Genomic DNA, 18,215 nt, shown 5'->3' with positions numbered 1-18,215 from the left:
TCAGGAAGCATCATGAGCGAAAAAGTACTGGTAGCAGGCGTCGGCATGATTCAGTTCGCCAAGCCCGGCGCAAGCCAGAGCTACATTGAAATGGGCGCCGAAGCGACGCGCCGCGCGCTGGCCGATGCCGGCATTGCCTACGATCTCGTGCAGCAGGCGTTCGCCGGCTACGTCTACGGGGACTCCACGTGCGGTCAAACCGCGCTGTACGAAGTGGGCATGACGGGTATCCCCATTGTCAACGTCAACAACAATTGCTCGACGGGATCGACCGCGCTGTATCTCGCCCGTCAGGCCATCGCCACCGGCGACGCCGACTGCGTGCTGGCGCTGGGTTTCGAGCAGATGCAGGCCGGTGCGCTGAAGTCGCACTGGGACGACCGCCCGGTGACTCGCGCCCGGTTCGTACCGATCATGCATGGTCTCACCGCCGACCTCGCACATCTTCCGCAGGCGCTGCGCACGTTCGGTGGCGCGGGACGCGAACACATGCAGCGCTACGGCACGCGCATGGAGACGTTTGCCGCGGTGCGCGCCAAGGCGAGCCGTCACGCTGCGAACAACCCGCTGGCGTTGTTTCGCAAACAGCTCACGACCGAAGACGTCATGAACGACACGGTGCTGATGCCTGGCGTGATGACGCGTCTGATGGCCTGTCCGCCGACTTGCGGCGGCGCCGCCGCGATCCTGGTCTCCGAGCGCTTTGCGAAGAAGCACAACTTGCGCACGGGTGTGCAAATCGTTGCGCAGTCGCTTACTACTGATCCACCCGCTTCGTTCGACCCGCCGTCGATGCTCAACTACGTCGGTACGCACATGACGCGTTCGGCCGCGAACAAGGTCTACGAGAAAGCCGGCATCGGACCTGAAGATGTCGACGTGTGCGAACTGCACGACTGTTTCGCGCACAACGAAGTCATCTGCTACGAATCGCTTGGGTTCTGCCCGGAGGGCGGCGCGGAGAAGTTCGTCAGCGACGGCGACAACACGTATGGCGGGAAGGTGGTGGTCAATCCGTCGGGCGGCCTGCTTTCCAAGGGACATCCATTGGGCGCGACCGGCCTCGCGCAGTGCTATGAGCTGACGCATCAGTTGCGTGGCACCGCCGACCAGCGCCAGGTGCAAGGCGCAAAGCTTGCGCTTCAACACAACCTCGGCCTTGGCGGCGCTTGCGTGGTCACGCTGTACGGAAAGCACTGAGCCGCGGGTACCGAACGGTGGGCGCGTCGTGCCTTACGCGAACTTACGTAATAAATAGTACTGAGGATTCGCCATGCAGCAGATTTGCAAAAATCGCGTTGTTGTCATCACCGGCGCCGGACGAGGCCTCGGACGTGAATACGCGCTGGAGTTCGCCCGGCAGGGCGCGAAAGTCGTCGTCAACGACCTCGGTGGTAAAGGCGACGGCTCCGGCTCGGCGAGCGGCCCCGCGCTCGACGTGGTCGCCGAAATCGAAGCGCTCGGCGGCGAAGCCGTCGCCAACTTCGACGACGTAGCCGACTGGGCTGGTGCAAAGAATATGATCGACACGGCTATTTCCGTCTACGGCGGACTCGATGTGCTGGTCAACAACGCAGGCATTCTGCGCGATCGCACGCTCGCCAACATGAGTGAGGAAGACTGGGACTCGGTGATTCGCGTGCACATGCGTGGGACCTTCGCGCCGTCGCGGCACGCCGCCGCATACTGGCGCGATGAGGCCAAGGCCGGGCGCGCGCGGGCGGCGCGGTTGATCAACACCAGTTCGTCGTCGGGGCTTTACTGCAACCCGGGTCAGGCGAATTATGGCGCGGCGAAAGCGGGCATCGCAGCCATGTCGGTGATTGCGGCGCGTGAACTGGAGCGTTACGGCGTGACCGTGAACGCGATTTATCCGACGGCGATGAGTCGCCTGACCGAAGACATCTTCGCGACCCGGCGCGACGAATTTACCGCCGGTGCGGCACCCGGCTTCGAACCGCTTGACCCCAGCAACGTCGCGCCGCTAGTGGCATGGCTCGGCAGTGACGCGTCGAGCGGTGTCACCGGCCGGGTATTCGGCGTGCGTGGCGGCCGCATCACGGTGGCTGAAGGCTGGAGTGCCGGTCCGCGCATCGAGAAGGAAGGGCGCTGGGACGCCGCGGAACTTGGCGCGCTGATACCGGAGATGGTGCAAGAAGCGGCGCCGAACGCATTGACCTCCGGCGAGATTCCGGCAACCGTGGCATAAGCGCCTAAAATCGTCTCGCAGCGCAGGAGAGCATCCATGAGTGGCACCCCGAAGTACCTCGGCGACCATGCGGAATTGAGCCCGGATAAGGCCGCTGCGATCAATAGCACGAGCGGCGACGTTCTGACCTATCGCGAACTCGATGAGCGCTCCAATCGCTTCGCGCAGTGTTTGTACGCCGCGGGGCTGCGGCGCGGCGACCATATCGCGATGGTGCTCGAGAACAATATGCGCTGCTTCGAGGTGTGTTGGGCGGCGCTGCGTTCCGGTCTGATGATCACGCCGGTCAATCGATATCTGACCGCGTCGGAAGCGGCCGGCATTATCGAGGACAGCAATGCGCAAGTGGTGGTCAGTTCGTATGCCATGCGTGAGCTTGCGACCGAACTGACCGGCATGATGCCGACGTGCCGCTCGCGGCTGATGGTCGACGGCACCATCCCCGGCTGGGACAGCTACGAAGCCCTCACGGATCGATACCCCGCGACGCGTCTTGCCGACGAATGGCTGGGCGCCACGATGATCTATAGCTCAGGCACAACCGGCCGCCCCAAGGGCATCATTCGTGCGCAGCCCCAAGGCCGGGTAACCGAAGGTTCCGGTTCCGCGCGCCGCCCGCAGTTCGAGCGTTATGGCTTCGACGCGCAAACCGTTTATTTGTCCCCCGCGCCGCTTTATCACACCGCGCCGCTTGGCTACGGGCTCGAGACGCAGTTCGGCGGCGGCACGGTGGTCTTCATGGAGAAGTTCGACCCGCTCGAGGCGCTGCAGGTGATCGAGCGCTATCGCGTCACGCACAGCCAGTGGGTGCCGACCATGCTGATCCGCCTGCTCAAGCTCGGCCCCGTGGCGCGCAATTCATTCGACCTGTCGAGCCATCGGGTGGCGATCCATGCGGCCGCGCCGTGCCCGCAGGAGATCAAGCGGCAGATGATCGACTGGTGGGGGCCGATCATCGAGGAGTATTACTCGTCGACCGAAGGCAACGGCGTGACGACGCTCAATACCGAGGAGTGGCTCGCGCATCCCGGCTCGGTTGGCCGCGCGCTGCTTGGCATCATTCATATCTGCGACGACGACGGCAATGAGCTGCCGGTGGGGGAGACCGGACTCGTCTATTTCGAACGCGACCAGTTGCCGTTCCACTACCACAACGATCCGGACAAGACCCGTGCCGCACAACATCCGCGCCATCCGGGCTGGACAGCCGTCGGCGATATTGGTCATGTCGATAGCGACGGCTATCTGTACCTGACCGATCGCAAGGCGTTCATGATCATCTCGGGCGGTGTCAACATCTATCCGCAGGCGATCGAAGACGCGCTAGCCGTGCATCCTGATGTGCAGGATGCGGCGGTGATCGGCGTGCCTGATGTCGAGATGGGCGAACAGGTCAAAGCGATTGTTGAACTGGCACCTGGCATAGCGCCATCGGACGCAGTCGTGGAACAACTGTTGGCCTATCTGCGCACGCGGGTGGCGCGCTACATGGTGCCGCGCTCGATCGACTTCATCGACGTCATGCCGCGACTGCCTACCGGCAAGCTATACAAGCAGGCGCTGCGTGAACGCTATGTTGTGCGAACGGAGCGCGCGAATTCATAGCCCGTGGCAGTGAGGCGACTACAAAGAAAACCTGGAGTGAGACGTGAACAACCTGTTGGATGCTTTTCACCTGACGGCGCTGCCCGCTGAAGCAGAAGCCTTCCGCGCGGAAGTGAAGCACTTTCTTGCCGAACACCTCCCGCCGGCGCCTGTCGACGTTCGTGCCCGTTCGTGGATGGGCTTCGACGCGGACTTCAGCCGGCGCCTCGCTGCACGCGGCTGGATCGGGCTGACCTTGCCGGCCAGTTACGGCGGCGCGGGCATGGACGCGTTCCGTCGCTTCGTGCTGGTCGAAGAACTGTTGGCGGCGGGTGCGCCAGTCGCCGCGCACTGGATTGCCGACCGTCAAAGCGGTCCGCTGATTCTGCGCTACGGCACCGAGGCGCAGAAGGACTTCTACTTGCCGCGCATCTGTGCCGCGAGCGCGTTTTTCTGCATCGGCATGAGCGAGCCCGACTCGGGCTCCGATCTCGCCAGCGTGCGAACTCGCGCTGTGCGTTGCGAAGGCGGCTGGCGTTTGACCGGTCGTAAGATCTGGACGACTAATGCGCAGCACTGCCAGTACATGATCGCGCTCGTGCGATCGTCAGGCGTGCCGGAAGACCGGCAGAAGGGCTTGTCGCAATTCATTGTCGATCTTTCGCTGCCGGGGGTGGATGTGCGGCCGATCGTCGACCTGACTGGCGATGCGCACTTCTCCGAAGTGACTTTCGACGACGTTTTCCTCGCCGACAATACGTTGATCGGCGACGAGGGCGGCGGCTGGCAGCAGGTGACGGCCGAACTCGCCTTCGAACGTAGCGGTCCCGAACGGCTCTATTCGAGCGTCGTGCTGCTCGACTGCTGGCGCGCACATCTGCGCCGCCACGGCGCGAGCGACGCCGAACTCACCTTGCTCGGCAGCTTCGCGACGCAACTGGCCACGCTGCGCTGCCTGTCGATCGCGGTCACGGCGAGGCTTGCGCAAGGCGAGAGCCCGGTGGTCGAGGCAGCGCTCGTCAAGGACATCGGCACCGAGTTCGAACAGGCCATTCCCGCGCAACTGGAAGCCGCGATCAGCGCGGACCCCTCGCAGTCTATCGACCCCGAGCTTTATCGTACGGTGGCCTACCTCAGCCAGATTTCGCCGACCTTCTCGCTGCGCGGTGGCACGCGCGAGGTGCTGCGCGGCATGATCGCGCGTGGCCTTGGTTTGCGCTAACCCATCCGGACCAGGAAAGAGACCTGCATGTTTACCGAAGCTATCGAAGCTATCCTGCGCGACCGCGCCACGCCCGAGGCAATCCGGGCGATCGAGAACGGCGGCGCTCCCGCGTCACTCTGGAGCGCAGTCGAGGAGGCCGGATTTCTGGAGTTGCTGACGCCGGAAAGCGCGGGCGGCGCTGGATTGTCGCTGTCGGCGATTGCGCCGGTTTTCACGGCCTTTGGACGTTATGCAGTACCCGTGCCGCTCGCGCAGAGTATCGCGGCGCGAGCGCTGTTGCGCGACACCGGGAGCGCGGTGCCTGCCGGCATGACGACGTTCGCCGGCGCCTGTCGCCGTCGCGAGGACGGCTCATTGGTGGCGCCGCTGGTGCCGTTCGGCATGACCTGCGATCACGTGCTGGCCAACGTCGACGGGGATCTGGTGCTGCTCGACGCAGCACGAGCCGAACGCAAGCCTTGCGGCGTGCACGGCAGCTTGTCCGGCGCGCTGAGTTGGCGTTTCGATGCTGTCCCCGCACCGCTTGCCTCGAATGGCGAAGAGGTGCTGCTGTTCAGCGCTGCGATTCATGCGGCCGCCATCGCCGGTGGGATGGATCGCGTGTTCGCCATGACGCTGCAGTACTGCAACGATCGCTCGCAATTCGGTAAGTCGATTGGCAAATTCCAGGCGGTTCAGCATCAGTTGAGCGTAATGGCCCAGCACGTGGCGTCGGCTGGCATGGCATCCGAACTGGCGTTCTCCGGCGCGGGTGCCGTTCCTGAGCGGCTCGCGACGGCGATCGCCAAAGCGCGCACGAGCATGGCGGTGACGCTGGTGGCATCGACGGCGCATGCGTTGCATGGCGCAATCGGCGTCACCGCCGAATACGATCTCCAGCTCTATACGCGCAGGCTGCACGAATGGCGCATGGCCGATGGCTCGGAGGCGTTCTGGAATCGCATGGTGGGGAACGCAGTACTCACGCAGGAGCAGGCCACGATCGTCGACTTCGCGCGAACCGCGCCATACGGCATGGCCGCGTGAGCGAACGAATGGCTGACAGCCCGTCCGTTTGCGCCTCTTTGGCGTTTGCGGAAAACCTTTACCGCAGCAAAGACGATTAGACATCCTATGAGCCAATTTCTGAACTACGAACAGGACGAACACATCGTCACGCTGACGATGAACGAACCGGAGCGCCGCAATCCGCTCACCGGCAACACGGCGGTGGAGGAGTTTCTGGCGGCGATCGGACGCATCGAAGCTGACCGTTCCGTGCGGGCCGTCATCCTGACGGGTGCCGGCACGGCGTTCTCGTCGGGCGGCAATATCCGCGACATGGAGCGGCATGCGTCGGGCAGCGTGCCCGGTATGGAAATCCGCCAGGACTACCGGCGCGGCATTCAGCAACTGCCGCTGGCGTTGTTCAATCTCGAGGTGCCGGTCATCGCCGCCGTGAACGGCGCGGCAATCGGTGCGGGACTCGATCTCGCCTGCATGTGCGACATCCGCATCGCATCCGAGCTCGCAAAATTCGCCGAGAGCTTCGTCAAGCTGGGCATCATTCCCGGCGACGGTGGCGCGTGGCTGCTGCCACGCATCATTGGTTTGTCGCGCGCCGCGGAGCTGACCTTCACCGGCCAGATGATCGATGCGCAACAGGCGCTCGAATGGAATCTGGTTTCCCGCGTCGTGCCGCACGATGCGCTGCTCGCGACCGCGCAGGGCCTCGCACGCTCGATTGCCGCCAATCCTCCCCATGCCGTGCGGCTTGCGAAACGGTTGTTGCGCGAAGGCATGCATTGCCGTCTGGATACGCTGCTGGAAATGTCGGCGGCTTATCAGGCACTCTCGCATCAGACGGCCGATCATCGTGAAGCTGTGTCGGCGTTCATTGAAAAACGGCCGCCGTCGTTCAATGGTTAGAACGCCCGCCGATCGTCCGCTGCGCGATGCCGCAGCGCGTGCAACGGCTCTCGCGAGGCGGTGATCATGCAGGGCTTTCGCACACGCATTACCGATTGCTTCGGCATCCGGCATCCGATCCTGCTGGGCGGCATGCATCACCTTGGCGAGTCGGGCATCGTTGCGGCCGTTGTGAATGCGGGCGCGATGGGCTTTATTACCGCGCGTTCATTCAGCAACGCGGATGCATTGCGCGCCGATTTGCGCCGCTGCAGGACGCTGACTGATGGTCGGCCCTTCGGTGTGAATTTGACGTTGTCACGCCGCGCCGATCTGAATCGCGACGTCGCCGACTGGATCAGGATTGCGCTCGAAGAAGGCGTGCGTCACTTCGAAAGCGCGGGTGCTTCACCCGAGCAACTGATCGAACCGATTCAACGCGGCGGCGGCTTGCTGATCCACAAATGCCCGAGTGTGCGCCATGCATTGAGTGCACAACGCCTCGGTGTGGATGCGGTCGCGCTGGTCGGCCTTGAAGAAGGCGGACATCCTGGTGCCAATCAGTTGTCCGCATTCGTGAACGGCGCTTATGCGCTGGAGCAGATTCGTATTCCGCTCGTGATCGGCGGTGGCATCGGCAATGGGCGGCAGATCGCCGCCGCCCTTGCGCTTGGCGCCGAGGGTGTGGTGATGGGCAGCCGCTTCATGGTCGCCTCGGAAATCATTGCACACGATGCGTTGAAACAGCGCATCGTCGCCGCCGACGCGCATTGCTCGACCGCGATCCTCGCTTCGCTCGGCGACACCTGGCGTGTGCTGGACAACGAGGCCGCGCGCGAGGTCCAGCGGCTCGAAGCCACGGGCGCTCGCCGGCACAGCGACTTCGGCGATCTCATCCTGTCATCACGGACGCGGCAACGCGTCTATCAGGACGGCGATGTCGAGGCCGGCATCGTATCGCTCGGTCCGGCGGGCGGCTTTGCGGACGCGATCGTTCCGGCCGCGCAGATCGTCGAGCAATTGATGAGCGATGCGGCGCTCGCTGCACGCGCGTTTGCGCAGCGCGTTGTCAACGTGGACGCAAGCTGCTGTTCGGCGCCAGTGGCCTGAGCTATATGCGTCGCCAACGCGTGCAAGATCCTGCGCGGTCCGCGGTGCGGCTCTCTGAATTGCACATACACAGCCAAGGAGACAAGCATGTATTTGACCCAGGGCCTGCATCGCTCGCTGCAGCAGAACCCGGACCGGTTGGCGATTTCGTTCAAGGGGCGCCGACGGACTTTTCGTGAATTCGCGGATCGGGTTGCGCGCCTGGCTACCGCGTTGCGTGGGATCGACATGGCGGAGGGCGACCGGGTCGGCATGCTCGCGCTCAATTCGGACCGTTACCTCGAATACGTGATGGGCGTGTGGTGGGGCGGCGGTGTGCTGAACCCGGTCAACATCCGTTGGAGCGCGGCGGAAATCGCGTATTCGCTGGATGATTGCGACACGCGCATCCTGATCGTCGACGACCACTTTGCCGATATCGCGCGGGAGGTTTGCGCGCTTCTACGGACCGCGCCGATCCTGATTCATGCCGGCGAAGGCGCGGCGCCACCGGGCATGCTCTCGTTCGATGCATTGATTGCAGCGGCAGTGCCGATGCAGGACGCCGGCCGGGGCGGCGCGGATCTCGCATGCATCATGTACACCGGCGGCACGACCGGTTTTCCTAAGGGCGTGATGCAGACGCATCTGAACATGTGGTCGTCATGCATCATGCGGATCGCCGAATCTGCGCCGCTCCCCGGTACTGCCGTGCTGCACGCTGCGCCGTTTTTCCACGTGGCCGGGCTTGGGCGCGCGCTCGTACAGTTCATCGCCGGCGAGGCCCACGTGATCATCCCGGCTTTCGACGCGGGCGACGTGCTCAAGGCGATCGGCGAAGAGCATGTCTGCGATGTGCTGCTCGTGCCAACCATGATCCAGGCGGTGCTGAATCATCCTGATTTCGCCACGACCGACCTGACAGGTCTGAAGCGGCTCACCTACGGCGCATCACCGATCCCGGAGTCGCTGCTCGACCGGGTGATCGAACGCCTGCCCGGCGTCGGGCTGTCGCATTCGTATGGGATGACAGAGGCGTGTCCGAGCATTTCGGCCAATTCGCCTTCCAACCACGATGAAGCAGGGCGAAGGAGCGGCCTGTACCGCTCGATCGGTCGCGGCTTGCCGGGCCTGATGGTGAGGGTGGTCGATGCCGGCGGCGAGGAGGTTCCGCGCGGCACGGTCGGCGAGATCGTCGTGCGCGGGCCGAACGTCATGGCGGGTTACTGGAAGAAGCCCGAGGAAACCGCGCGGGCCGTTCGCGACGGTTGGCTCCATACAGGCGACGGCGCTTATATGGACGCGCAGGGCTACCTGTACATCGTGGACCGCATCAAGGACATGATCGTCAGCGGGGGCGAGAACGTTTACACCGCCGAGGTGGAGAGTGTGATCGTCCGCCATCCCGCGGTCGCGACGTGCGCCGTTATCGGGATTCCGCACGACGTGTGGGGCGAAGCCGTTCATGCCGTGGTGGTGTGCAAGCCCGGCGTGACGCTCAGCGAAGACGACATCCGCGGACATTGCCGCCAGTTCATCGCCGCCTACAAGTGTCCGAAGACCGTTGAGTTCCGGGAGCAACTGCCGTTGTCGGCTGCCGGCAAGATTCTGAAGCGGGACATCCGCGCGCCGTACTGGGCGGGCAGGCAACGCGCCGTCAATTAACCCGCCTCGCCGCCCGGTCGGGGTGGTCAGGGTTCGCGTGCGTTGCTGCGCATTCACTCCCACTTCCAGCGCCCGGGTCCGGTCGAACTGCACGAAGACGACCGCCCGTTTAATCCACCCGCGCTACAAACTGCATCGTAGCCGTCACCTCCAACGGCATCGTTCAGGACTGGAATGTACTGCTCAACGCGAAACGCTTCGAAGTCGTTTCGTTCACTGTGCCGGCTCATCTCCCCATTGGCTCGTACGTTACTACCAACAAAAAGGTGGCCACGATATTTTTTTGTCCGTGGTTACCCGCGGTCTGGTTGGTGGCGGCTTTCGCATGAGCATTCGAGTGTCAATGCATGATCACCTACCCGCGTAGGGTGGGTGGCGAACTATTGCTTGCCATCAGCCATCCTGTCGCAATTACTATGTACCCACACGGACGGCAGACAATTGCCACGGCCAGGAACATCACAGGAGTACGAACGGTGCGAAAACTGACCAGGGAGTGGCACATGGTATGGCGGTATAAAAATCCCTTCAGGTGATTGTTTCACGTGGGGGATCCCCGCAAGATGAATCGCGGCGATCGTTCACTGGCGCCACCCGCGTCGTGGCGTTCAATGCGGTTGAATACATTAGTACAACCAGTACCGAATGTCCGGCCACTACGCGGGTAAGGTGCCGCGATACAAATCTTTCCCGCTCGCAAAAATACGCTTCTTTAAGAATTAAGTTTTTCCGGTTAACTAAGTATAACTAATTTAAGAGGAGAATGATTTGTGAGGAAGTCGCTTCTGACATTGACGCTGGTGGGCATGGCAAGTGGAACCGCATTCGCGCAAAGCAGCGTAACCTTATACGGTGCTGTCGACGCTGGTCTGCTTTACGCAAGTAGAACGCTCAACGCGGAAACCGGAGGCAATGCCGGTTCGAGTTATTCGATGATCGATGGCGGTCGTCTTCCCTCGTTGTTCGGTTTCACCGGTACGGAGGATCTGGGCGGCGGCCTCAAGGCGAAGTTCAAGATCGAAAGCGGTATCAACGTCGCCACTGGTGGGCTCAACAATTCGGATGGCAATGTATTCGGACGTCAGGCCTGGGTCGCTCTGGACGGACGCTTCGGCGAGTTCAAGGCGGGGCTGCAATATTCGCCGTTCTTTCTGGCTGTAGATGAGTCGGACCCACGTTCTTTCTCTCTGTTCGGTAGTGGTGCAACCATCTATGTCGATCACGTCATCGGGACAGGCGTCTTCAATCCCAATGCAGTGTCCTATACCACGCCTCGCCTAGCCGGGTTCCAGGGCAGCGCAATGCTTGCGCTCGGCGGTACCGCCGGTGACTTCCAGGCAGGCCGACAGTATTCGGTGAGCCTGAACTACCGCAACGGCGGCCTGATGGGCAACGCAGCCATTTACGAGGGTAATGCCGGGGGCACGGCAAACACACCGGTTCCGTCCAATTTTTCCTTTGAGGGCCGCACGCTCGGTGCTTCATACGTATTCGGGCCTGTGGTCGTCAAGGCGTCGTTCGTGAACTACAAGGTCGCCGGATCGTTTAACAGCAATGTCTACAGCGGCGGACTGACCTACTACGTATCGCCCGCTCTCGATGTCAATGGTGGCGTCTATGTGACGAGCGATCGTAACAATACGTCTAATCATTCTCTAATGGCTGCTGTGGGTACCGACTATTTCCTCTCTAAATCGACTTCGCTGTATGCGCAGGTCGCAGTAGTGAACAACCACGGAGCGATGAACACGGGGATAAACATCGCGAATACTTTGTATGGTCTGCCGGGTGCGACGACGGGCGTGGATCTTGGGATACGACACACCTTCTAAGGGGAATCGAATTGCCTGCTTGAAGCTGCGAGGACCAGTCGAACGCGGTTTGGCCGTTCAGTGGCTCCGCATGTCATGAATGAAGATATTTCCATAGCACCGCGAATTTTACGGTCCGATAAGATCAGGAGACAGGTATGCCTTTAGCATCGCAGAAAATAGACGTAAAGCAGTTCATCGACGACCGAAGCTTCTCGCTATATCAATGGCTCGTCATCGCATTGTGTTTTCTGATTCTCACAGTCGACGCGTATGACATTGTCGCCATCGGCTATGCGGCGCCGTCACTCATCGGTGAGTGGCATATTACGAAAGCACAACTGGGCACGGCGATGAGTGCTGGCGTGCTGGGAATGACGGCCGGCGCGCTGCTTGGGGGCGTGCTTTCAGACTGGAGCAGCCCTAAGCGGGTGTTGGTCATCATGATGATGACGTCTGCAATTGGGAGCATCCTGACCGCTTTCGCCGGCAGCGTTGCAGTACTCGCGGGACTGCGCTTTATCACCGGCATGGGGTTGGGGGCGGCGATGCCTGTGGCTTTGACGGTTGTGTACGAATACACGCCGACTCGCCGCGGTCCGCTGCTCGTCAATTTTGTGAATTGCGGCGTCATGCTGGGTGCGGCGGCGTGCGGCCTGATTGCGGCGGTCGCAATCCCGGCGTTTGGCTGGGCGAGCATTTTCGTCATCGGCGGGGTGATACCGCTTGTCGTCGCCGTGCTGTCGATATTTGTGTTGTCCGAGCCACTTCGATTCATGGTGTCGCGGGGCTGGCCGTCTGAACGCGTGGCCGCGGTGCTGCGACGCATCGCCCCTGATGCTTCCTTCGATGGGGTTCACTTCGTGCTTTCAGAAGACGTAGAAACCCGGCAAAAGCAGGGCGTGTCGGTGATTCTGTCGCGCGGTTTCCGGTTCGGTACGCTGATGCTCTGGTGCGCGTACTTCTGTGCTGCGTTTGTGTTTTACCTGTTGAACGGCTGGATGCCGCTGTTGCTTCGAGGCAGCGGTATTACTGCCGGTCAGGCTTCGTTCATTACCAGCCTGTTCTCGCTAGGCGGTGCGGGAGGCAGCCTTTTCCTGGGGTGGTTGATGGGGCGGTTCGAGAAGAACAGGGTGGTGGCAATTGCCGTTGCCGTTGGGGCGCTGGTCCTCTGGCTACTCGGCGAGCAAAAGGGCAATCTGGCGCTCCTCGCGGTGAGCACATTTGCTGCAGGCGTGTGTGTGAATGGTGCGGTGATGTCGATGGCGGCTCTGGCTGCGTCGTTCTATCCAACCAGCGGCCGCACGACCGGCGTGTCGTGGATGACGGGCATGGGCCGGTTCGGCGGCATGTTGGGTCCGGTTGCGGGCGGGCTGATGCTGAAATTCAATCTCGACGTGAGTACGGTGTTCACGCTGCTGGCGATTCCACTGTTGATCCAGGCGGTGGCGTTGTGGCTCAAGCGTTCCGTAACCAATGGATCCGCAGCGGTCGAATACCCGTCGAACCTCGCGTGAACCGTCAAACGCTCAAGCGTGGGTCGATTCTGTGAGCTGCCTCGCGGCCTGACGAGAGGCAGCGTAACGATCCCGGGCACCGGCCTGACCCAGCGTGCTCGCGTGCCCGGGCGCTACAGCAAAAAGAGGACGTTGGAATGCCCAGCAAGATTGCCCCGCATGAAGGCGCCACGGTAGGCGCACTGTACCGTTCCGCATTTAAGGCCTTTGCGTCGCGCGAAGCCCTTGTCGGTGACGGCGTACGGTTGAGTTATGAAGAGCTTGCGTCCCGTTGCAAACGCATGGTGGCTTATTTTGAGTCCATCGGACTTCGCCACCAGGATGGCATCGGGCTACTGTCAGGCAACAGTCCTGACGCCGTCGTCGTGCTGATCGCCGCGCAACTGTTCGGACTGCGTCTTATCCCGCTACATCCGCTTGGCTCCGAACAGGACCATGCCTTTGTGCTGCGCGATAGCGAAATGAAAGCGCTGGTGGTGGACGCTGTCCGCTATGCCGGGCACGGGGCCGCATTGGCACGCCGGGGCATCGTCGAGCACGTGCTCACGCTGGGCCCGTCTTCGTTTGGAACAGACATCCGGATGGCCTCGGCCAACATGGATACTTCCGACGTGGAGTACGACACCCAGCCCGGCGACATTGCCAAGATCTCCTATAGCGGCGGCACGACGGGTCAATCAAAGGGCGTGCTTCAGCGGCATCGCACAATCGTAACGATGACACTGCAGCAACTGGCGTGCTGGGAATGGCCGGCGCAACCTCGTTTTCTGGCTGCAACGCCGATCTCCCATGCAGCGGGCGCATTCATCCTCCCCACCTTTTTGCTCGGTGGCACTGTCTTTTTTATGGACAAGTATCATCCGCAAGTATTCCTCGAGACTATTCAAGCCCACGGCATTACCTGCACGTTTCTTGTGCCCAGCCAGATCTACGGACTGCTCGACTCGCCGGTCCTCGGCGAGTACAACCTGGCGAGTCTGCAACGTCTCTGGTACGGGGCTTCTCCCATCACGCCCGCGCGTCTGGCAGAGGGCCTGCAGAAGTTCGGTCAGATTTTTGGGCAGATATATGGTCAGGTGGAAGCCCCAATGACGGTGAGTTATCTGCGCGCGGACGAGCACGATCTTGCGAGGCCGCATCTGCTGGCTTCCTGTGGCCGTGTACTTCCCGGCAACGACGTCAAACTGCTCAACGCTGATCACGCGGAAGTGCCACCCGGTGAGATCGGTGAGCTGTGCGTGCGTGGGTCGCTGGTCATGTCGGGTTACCTGAAGAGGCCGGACGAAACTGACAGGGTCTTCGCCGGAGGCTGGCTGCACACGGGCGACATGGCACGTATGGATGCCGAAGGTTTTTTGTATCTGGTCGACCGGGCCAAGGACATGATTATTTCCGGCGGTTTCAACGTCTATTCCAGCGAAGTGGAGAACTGTCTCGCGCTCCATCCAGCGGTAGCCATGTCTGCGGTGATCGGTGTGCCGGACCCGAAGTGGGGCGAAGCGGTTACCGCCGTGGTCGTGCTGAAGCCACAGGCGACGGCTAGCGAACGCGCGCTGATTGAGTTCGTTGCGGCACGCAAGGGCGTTGTGTCGGCGCCGAAGTCCATAGTCTTCGAAACTGGTTTGCCTCTGACAGCAATTGGCAAGGTCGACAAGAAAGCCATTCGCGCAAAGTACTGGGCTGGTCTCGATCGCCAGGTTGGCTAATGACACGTCATGTATCGCTTCCGGTCCGCTGAGACCCGGGTTGAGGCTGGCGACCGCCCGGTCGTCATTTCGAAGCGCTGGTGCAGATGCGTTATTGATTTCTGGGAGGAAAGTGCGAATGGCAGTGTTGGACGTGACTCGAACTGGCGCCACTGCGGTGCTAACGACGAATCGGCCGGTGTTCGCTCTGATGCTCGCAAGCCGGCTCCATGAAGCACCAACCGGGCAATTGGGATGGCAAAAAGCGTGATGAATCGAACGTTCGAACCTGATCGCCGCAGCGTGTATGCCCAGGAGGCGATGGCTCAAGCGATATGCATGGAGCGTGCCTTTCATCAGGACGCGGTCCAGCGGTTTGTCGAAAATGAGCCCGCGCGGTATCAGTGGCAGTTAGATTGATCCGCGCAGACATATTACGCGCCGTCAATTAATCCGCCCTGCCACCCGGCGGGGGTGGTGCCGGTTTGCGCGCATTCTGGCTTACTGCTATTCAGGCAAGGCCGACTTCAATAGTGGGCGCCAACCAACAGCGGTGCGCGTGGCGCACCGTCATGCAAAACGGAGAGTGGAGGGACAATGGGTGTTTTGAGCGGTATTCGCGTGCTGGAATTCGAGGCGATCGGCCCAGGGCCGTTTGGCGCCATGTTGCTGGCCGACATGGGCGCGGACGTATTGCGCATCGACCGGCCGCTGCCGCCTGCCGATCTGGGTCCGAAGACCAACGGCAAGCGTGTGGATGTCACAGGGCGCGGCCGTCGCTCGGTCACGCTTGATCTGAAGCAACCCGAGGCCGTCGAAGCCGCGCTGGATCTGATGTCGCGCGCCGACGTCGTGATCGAGGGCTTTCGTCCGGGCACGATGGAGCGCCTCGGTCTCGGGCCGCAAGCCGCACTGGCGCGCAACCCACGTCTCGTGTACGGGCGCATGACGGGCTGGGGGCAAACAGGTCCGCTCGCGGAGCGGGCGGGGCACGATCTGAACTACATTGCGCTGTCCGGCGTGCTGTCAGGCATCGGCCGCGCTGACGGCCCGCCGGTGCCGCCGCTGAACCTCGTGGGCGACTACGGTGGTGGCGGCATGCTGCTCGCATTGGGTGTTGTGGCGGCGTTGTTCAATGTGCAGCGCGGTGGCGAAGGCCAGGTCGTCGACGCCGCGATGATCGAGGGCGCGGCGCAGCTCGGCTCGGTGATCTGGGGGCTGCTCGCATCAGGCAACTGGCGGGAAGAGCGCGCCAGCAATCTGCTGGACGGCGGTACGCCCTGGTACGACAGCTACCGCACGCGCGACGGTCAATACATGGCGGTCGGCGCGGTCGAGTCGCGCTTCTATGCGGAACTGCTGAACAGGCTCGGACTCGCGGATGCCGGCCTGCCGGCGCAGCACGATCGAAGCGGTTGGCCTGTGCTGCGCGAACGCTTTAGCGCGACCTTCCTCACGCGCACACGTGACGAGTGGTGTGCGGTGTTCGAAGGCAGCGACGCGTGCGTGGCGCCAGTGCTCAGTTTTTCGGAAGCGCCGTCGCATCCGCAGCATCGCGCGCGCGGCAGCTTTGTCGAAGTGGCCGGTGTGGTCCAACCCGCTCCCGCACCGCGTTTTTCCGCGACGCCCTCGACGATTGCGAAGCCGGCGCCGCAGCGCGGCGAACACGGCCTTGCCGCATTACGCGATTGGGGCTTCGACGAAGCCGCTGTTGCACGCATGCGCGAGCACGGCTTGGGTTATCAGCCCGAAGCGTAAGCGTCGTCAAAAAAGAAAGATTGGTTCTGGAGACAACAAATGAAAGCATTGGTCGCGGTCAAACGCGTGGTGGACTTCAACGTCAAGGTACGGGTGAAGTCGGACGGCTCGGGCGTCGATCTCGCCAACGTCAAGATGAGCATCAATCCGTTCGATGAGATCGCCGTTGAAGAGGCGATGCGTCTGAAGGAAAAGGGCGTAGTGAGCGAAGTGATCGCGGTGTCGTGCGGCGCGAATGCGTGTCAGGAAACATTGCGCACAGCCATGGCGATCGGCGCGGATCGCGGCATTCTGGTCGAAACCGACGCCGAGCTGCAGCCGCTCGCCGTCGCCAAACTGCTGAAGGCGCTGGTCGACAAGGAGCAGCCGCAGCTGATCATTCTCGGCAAGCAAGCCATCGATAACGACTGCAACCAGACTGGGCAGATGCTGGCGGCGCTCGCAGGTCTGTCGCAGGCGACGTTCGCGAGCCGCGTCGAGTTCTCCGGAAGCGGCGCAACCGTCACGCGGGAAATCGACGGCGGCCTGGAGACGCTCCAGCTTGCGCTGCCCGCAGTCGTCACGACCGACCTGCGTCTGAACGAGCCGCGCTACGCGACCCTGCCCAACATCATGAAGGCGAAGAAAAAGCCGCTGGACACGGTGACGCCGGAGCAACTGGGTGTCGATGTCGCGCCGCGTCTGAAGACGCTCAGCACGGTCGAGCCGGCCGCGCGCAGCGCGGGCGTGAAGGTGCCCGACGTCGCGGCGCTGGTCGCGAAGCTCAAGAACGAAGCCAAAGTCATCTGAGGGAATCGATATGACTGCATCAAATCAAGTGCTGGTCGTGGCTGAGCACGACCACGTTTCGATCAGGACGGCCACGCTGAACACGGTCGCGGCCGCGCTGCAATGCGGCGCCGAGGTTCACGTGCTAGTGGCTGGACATCAGGCCGCGGGCGCGGCAAAAGCCGCCGCGGCTATCGCTGGTGTAGCGCGGGTACTGCATGCGGACGCGCCGCATCTCGCCAATGGTCTTGCTGAAAACGTCGCGGCACAGGTTGTCGTCCTCGCCGCGGGTTACGGACACGTTCTGTTCCCGGCCACCAGCGCAGGCAAGAACGTGGCGCCGCGCGTTGCGGCACTGCTCGACGTGGCACAGGTCTCCGACATTATTCGGGTGGTGAGTCCGGACACGTTCCAGCGTCCGATCTACGCGGGTAATGCGCTCGTCACGGTGCAAAGCAGCGATCCGGTAAAGGTACTCACCGTACGCGTGACCGGATTTGATGCTGTCGCGGCCGAAGGCGGCGCCGCGCAGATTGAAATGGTCGATGCGGTAGCGGACAGCGGTCTGTCCACCTTCGTCGAGCGACTGGTCGCAAAGAACGAGCGGCCGGATCTGGGCGACGCGCAGATCGTCGTGAGCGGCGGCCGCGCGCTTGGCAGCAGCGAGAAGTTTGCCGAGGTCCTAACACCGCTCGCCGACAAACTCGGTGCCGCGCTGGGTGCGAGCCGGGCGGCCGTCGACGCGGGCTTTGCGCCCAACGACTGGCAGGTGGGTCAGACGGGCAAGATCGTTGCGCCGCAACTGTATGTCGCATGCGGTATCTCGGGCGCCATTCAGCATCTTGCCGGGATGAAGGACTCAAAGGTAATCGTCGCGATCAACAAGGATCCTGAGGCGCCGATTTTTGCCATTGCGGACTATGCATTGGAGGCGGACCTCTTTGCCGCGGTGCCGGAGCTCGTGGCGGCCCTCGGATAATCTGCGGGGTTACACCGGCTTTACGCGGGGATGCGCCA

14 protein-coding genes are annotated in these 18,215 nt (G+C 62.3%); all 14 read left to right on the top strand.

The genetic code is table 11. The features are described from left to right. Window positions 1-12: 12 nt before the first annotated feature. The gene (locus PQQ96_RS29490) at window positions 13-1,200 is read left to right on the top strand and encodes a lipid-transfer protein (protein WP_201108425.1); all 1,188 of its coding nucleotides are present in this window, start codon (window positions 13-15) and stop codon (window positions 1,198-1,200) included. Between the two features lie 73 nt (window positions 1,201-1,273). Then, window positions 1,274-2,209, top strand: a complete 936-nt coding sequence (locus PQQ96_RS29485) for an SDR family oxidoreductase (protein WP_408299162.1) — start codon at window positions 1,274-1,276, stop codon at window positions 2,207-2,209. Between the two features lie 36 nt (window positions 2,210-2,245). After that, complete coding sequence (locus PQQ96_RS29480) at window positions 2,246-3,814, top strand: acyl-CoA synthetase (RefSeq protein WP_408299160.1); 1,569 nt, start codon at window positions 2,246-2,248, stop codon at window positions 3,812-3,814. A gap of 43 nt (window positions 3,815-3,857) precedes the next feature. After that, a complete protein-coding gene (locus PQQ96_RS29475) occupies window positions 3,858-5,015 on the top strand; it encodes an acyl-CoA dehydrogenase family protein (protein ID WP_408299158.1) in 1,158 nt (385 codons plus the stop codon). A gap of 27 nt (window positions 5,016-5,042) precedes the next feature. Then, window positions 5,043-6,044 carry an acyl-CoA dehydrogenase family protein gene (locus PQQ96_RS29470; protein WP_408299156.1) on the top strand — a complete coding sequence of 334 codons (1,002 nt, stop codon included), beginning with the start codon at window positions 5,043-5,045 and terminating at the stop codon, window positions 6,042-6,044. Window positions 6,045-6,131: 87 nt separating this feature from the next. Then, window positions 6,132-6,926, top strand: coding sequence for a crotonase/enoyl-CoA hydratase family protein (locus PQQ96_RS29465; protein WP_408299154.1), 795 nt, complete (start codon window positions 6,132-6,134; stop codon window positions 6,924-6,926). Window positions 6,927-6,992: 66 nt separating this feature from the next. Further along, window positions 6,993-8,015, top strand: coding sequence for an NAD(P)H-dependent flavin oxidoreductase (locus PQQ96_RS29460; protein WP_408299152.1), 1,023 nt, complete (start codon window positions 6,993-6,995; stop codon window positions 8,013-8,015). 87 nt (window positions 8,016-8,102) lie between these two features. Beyond that, a complete protein-coding gene (locus PQQ96_RS29455) occupies window positions 8,103-9,659 on the top strand; it encodes an acyl-CoA synthetase (protein WP_408299150.1) in 1,557 nt (518 codons plus the stop codon). A 770-nt stretch (window positions 9,660-10,429) separates the two neighbouring features. Beyond that, window positions 10,430-11,491, top strand: a complete 1,062-nt coding sequence (locus tag PQQ96_RS29450) for a porin (protein WP_408299148.1) — start codon at window positions 10,430-10,432, stop codon at window positions 11,489-11,491. A 137-nt stretch (window positions 11,492-11,628) separates the two neighbouring features. Further along, complete coding sequence (locus PQQ96_RS29445; RefSeq protein WP_408299146.1) at window positions 11,629-12,987, top strand: MFS transporter; 1,359 nt, start codon at window positions 11,629-11,631, stop codon at window positions 12,985-12,987. Window positions 12,988-13,124: 137 nt separating this feature from the next. Next, window positions 13,125-14,693: an AMP-binding protein gene (locus PQQ96_RS29440; protein ID WP_408299144.1), complete on the top strand. Its 1,569-nt coding sequence runs from the start codon at window positions 13,125-13,127 to the stop codon at window positions 14,691-14,693. A 576-nt stretch (window positions 14,694-15,269) separates the two neighbouring features. Further along, window positions 15,270-16,430 (top strand): CaiB/BaiF CoA transferase family protein, encoded by a 1,161-nt coding sequence (locus PQQ96_RS29435; RefSeq protein WP_408299142.1) that lies wholly within the window; start codon window positions 15,270-15,272, stop codon window positions 16,428-16,430. Window positions 16,431-16,469: 39 nt separating this feature from the next. Beyond that, window positions 16,470-17,219, top strand: coding sequence for an electron transfer flavoprotein subunit beta/FixA family protein (locus PQQ96_RS29430; protein ID WP_408299140.1), 750 nt, complete (start codon window positions 16,470-16,472; stop codon window positions 17,217-17,219). Between the two features lie 10 nt (window positions 17,220-17,229). Next, window positions 17,230-18,177: an electron transfer flavoprotein subunit alpha/FixB family protein gene (locus PQQ96_RS29425; RefSeq protein ID WP_408299138.1), complete on the top strand. Its 948-nt coding sequence runs from the start codon at window positions 17,230-17,232 to the stop codon at window positions 18,175-18,177. Window positions 18,178-18,215 lie beyond the last annotated feature (38 nt).

Origin of the sequence: Paraburkholderia sediminicola, from assembly GCF_046027825.1 — a bacterium.
Lineage (GTDB): Bacteria > Pseudomonadota > Gammaproteobacteria > Burkholderiales > Burkholderiaceae > Paraburkholderia > Paraburkholderia sediminicola_D.
The sequence above is the reverse complement of the archived record's forward strand: the minus strand, read 5'-3'. Positions and strand labels throughout refer to the sequence as shown.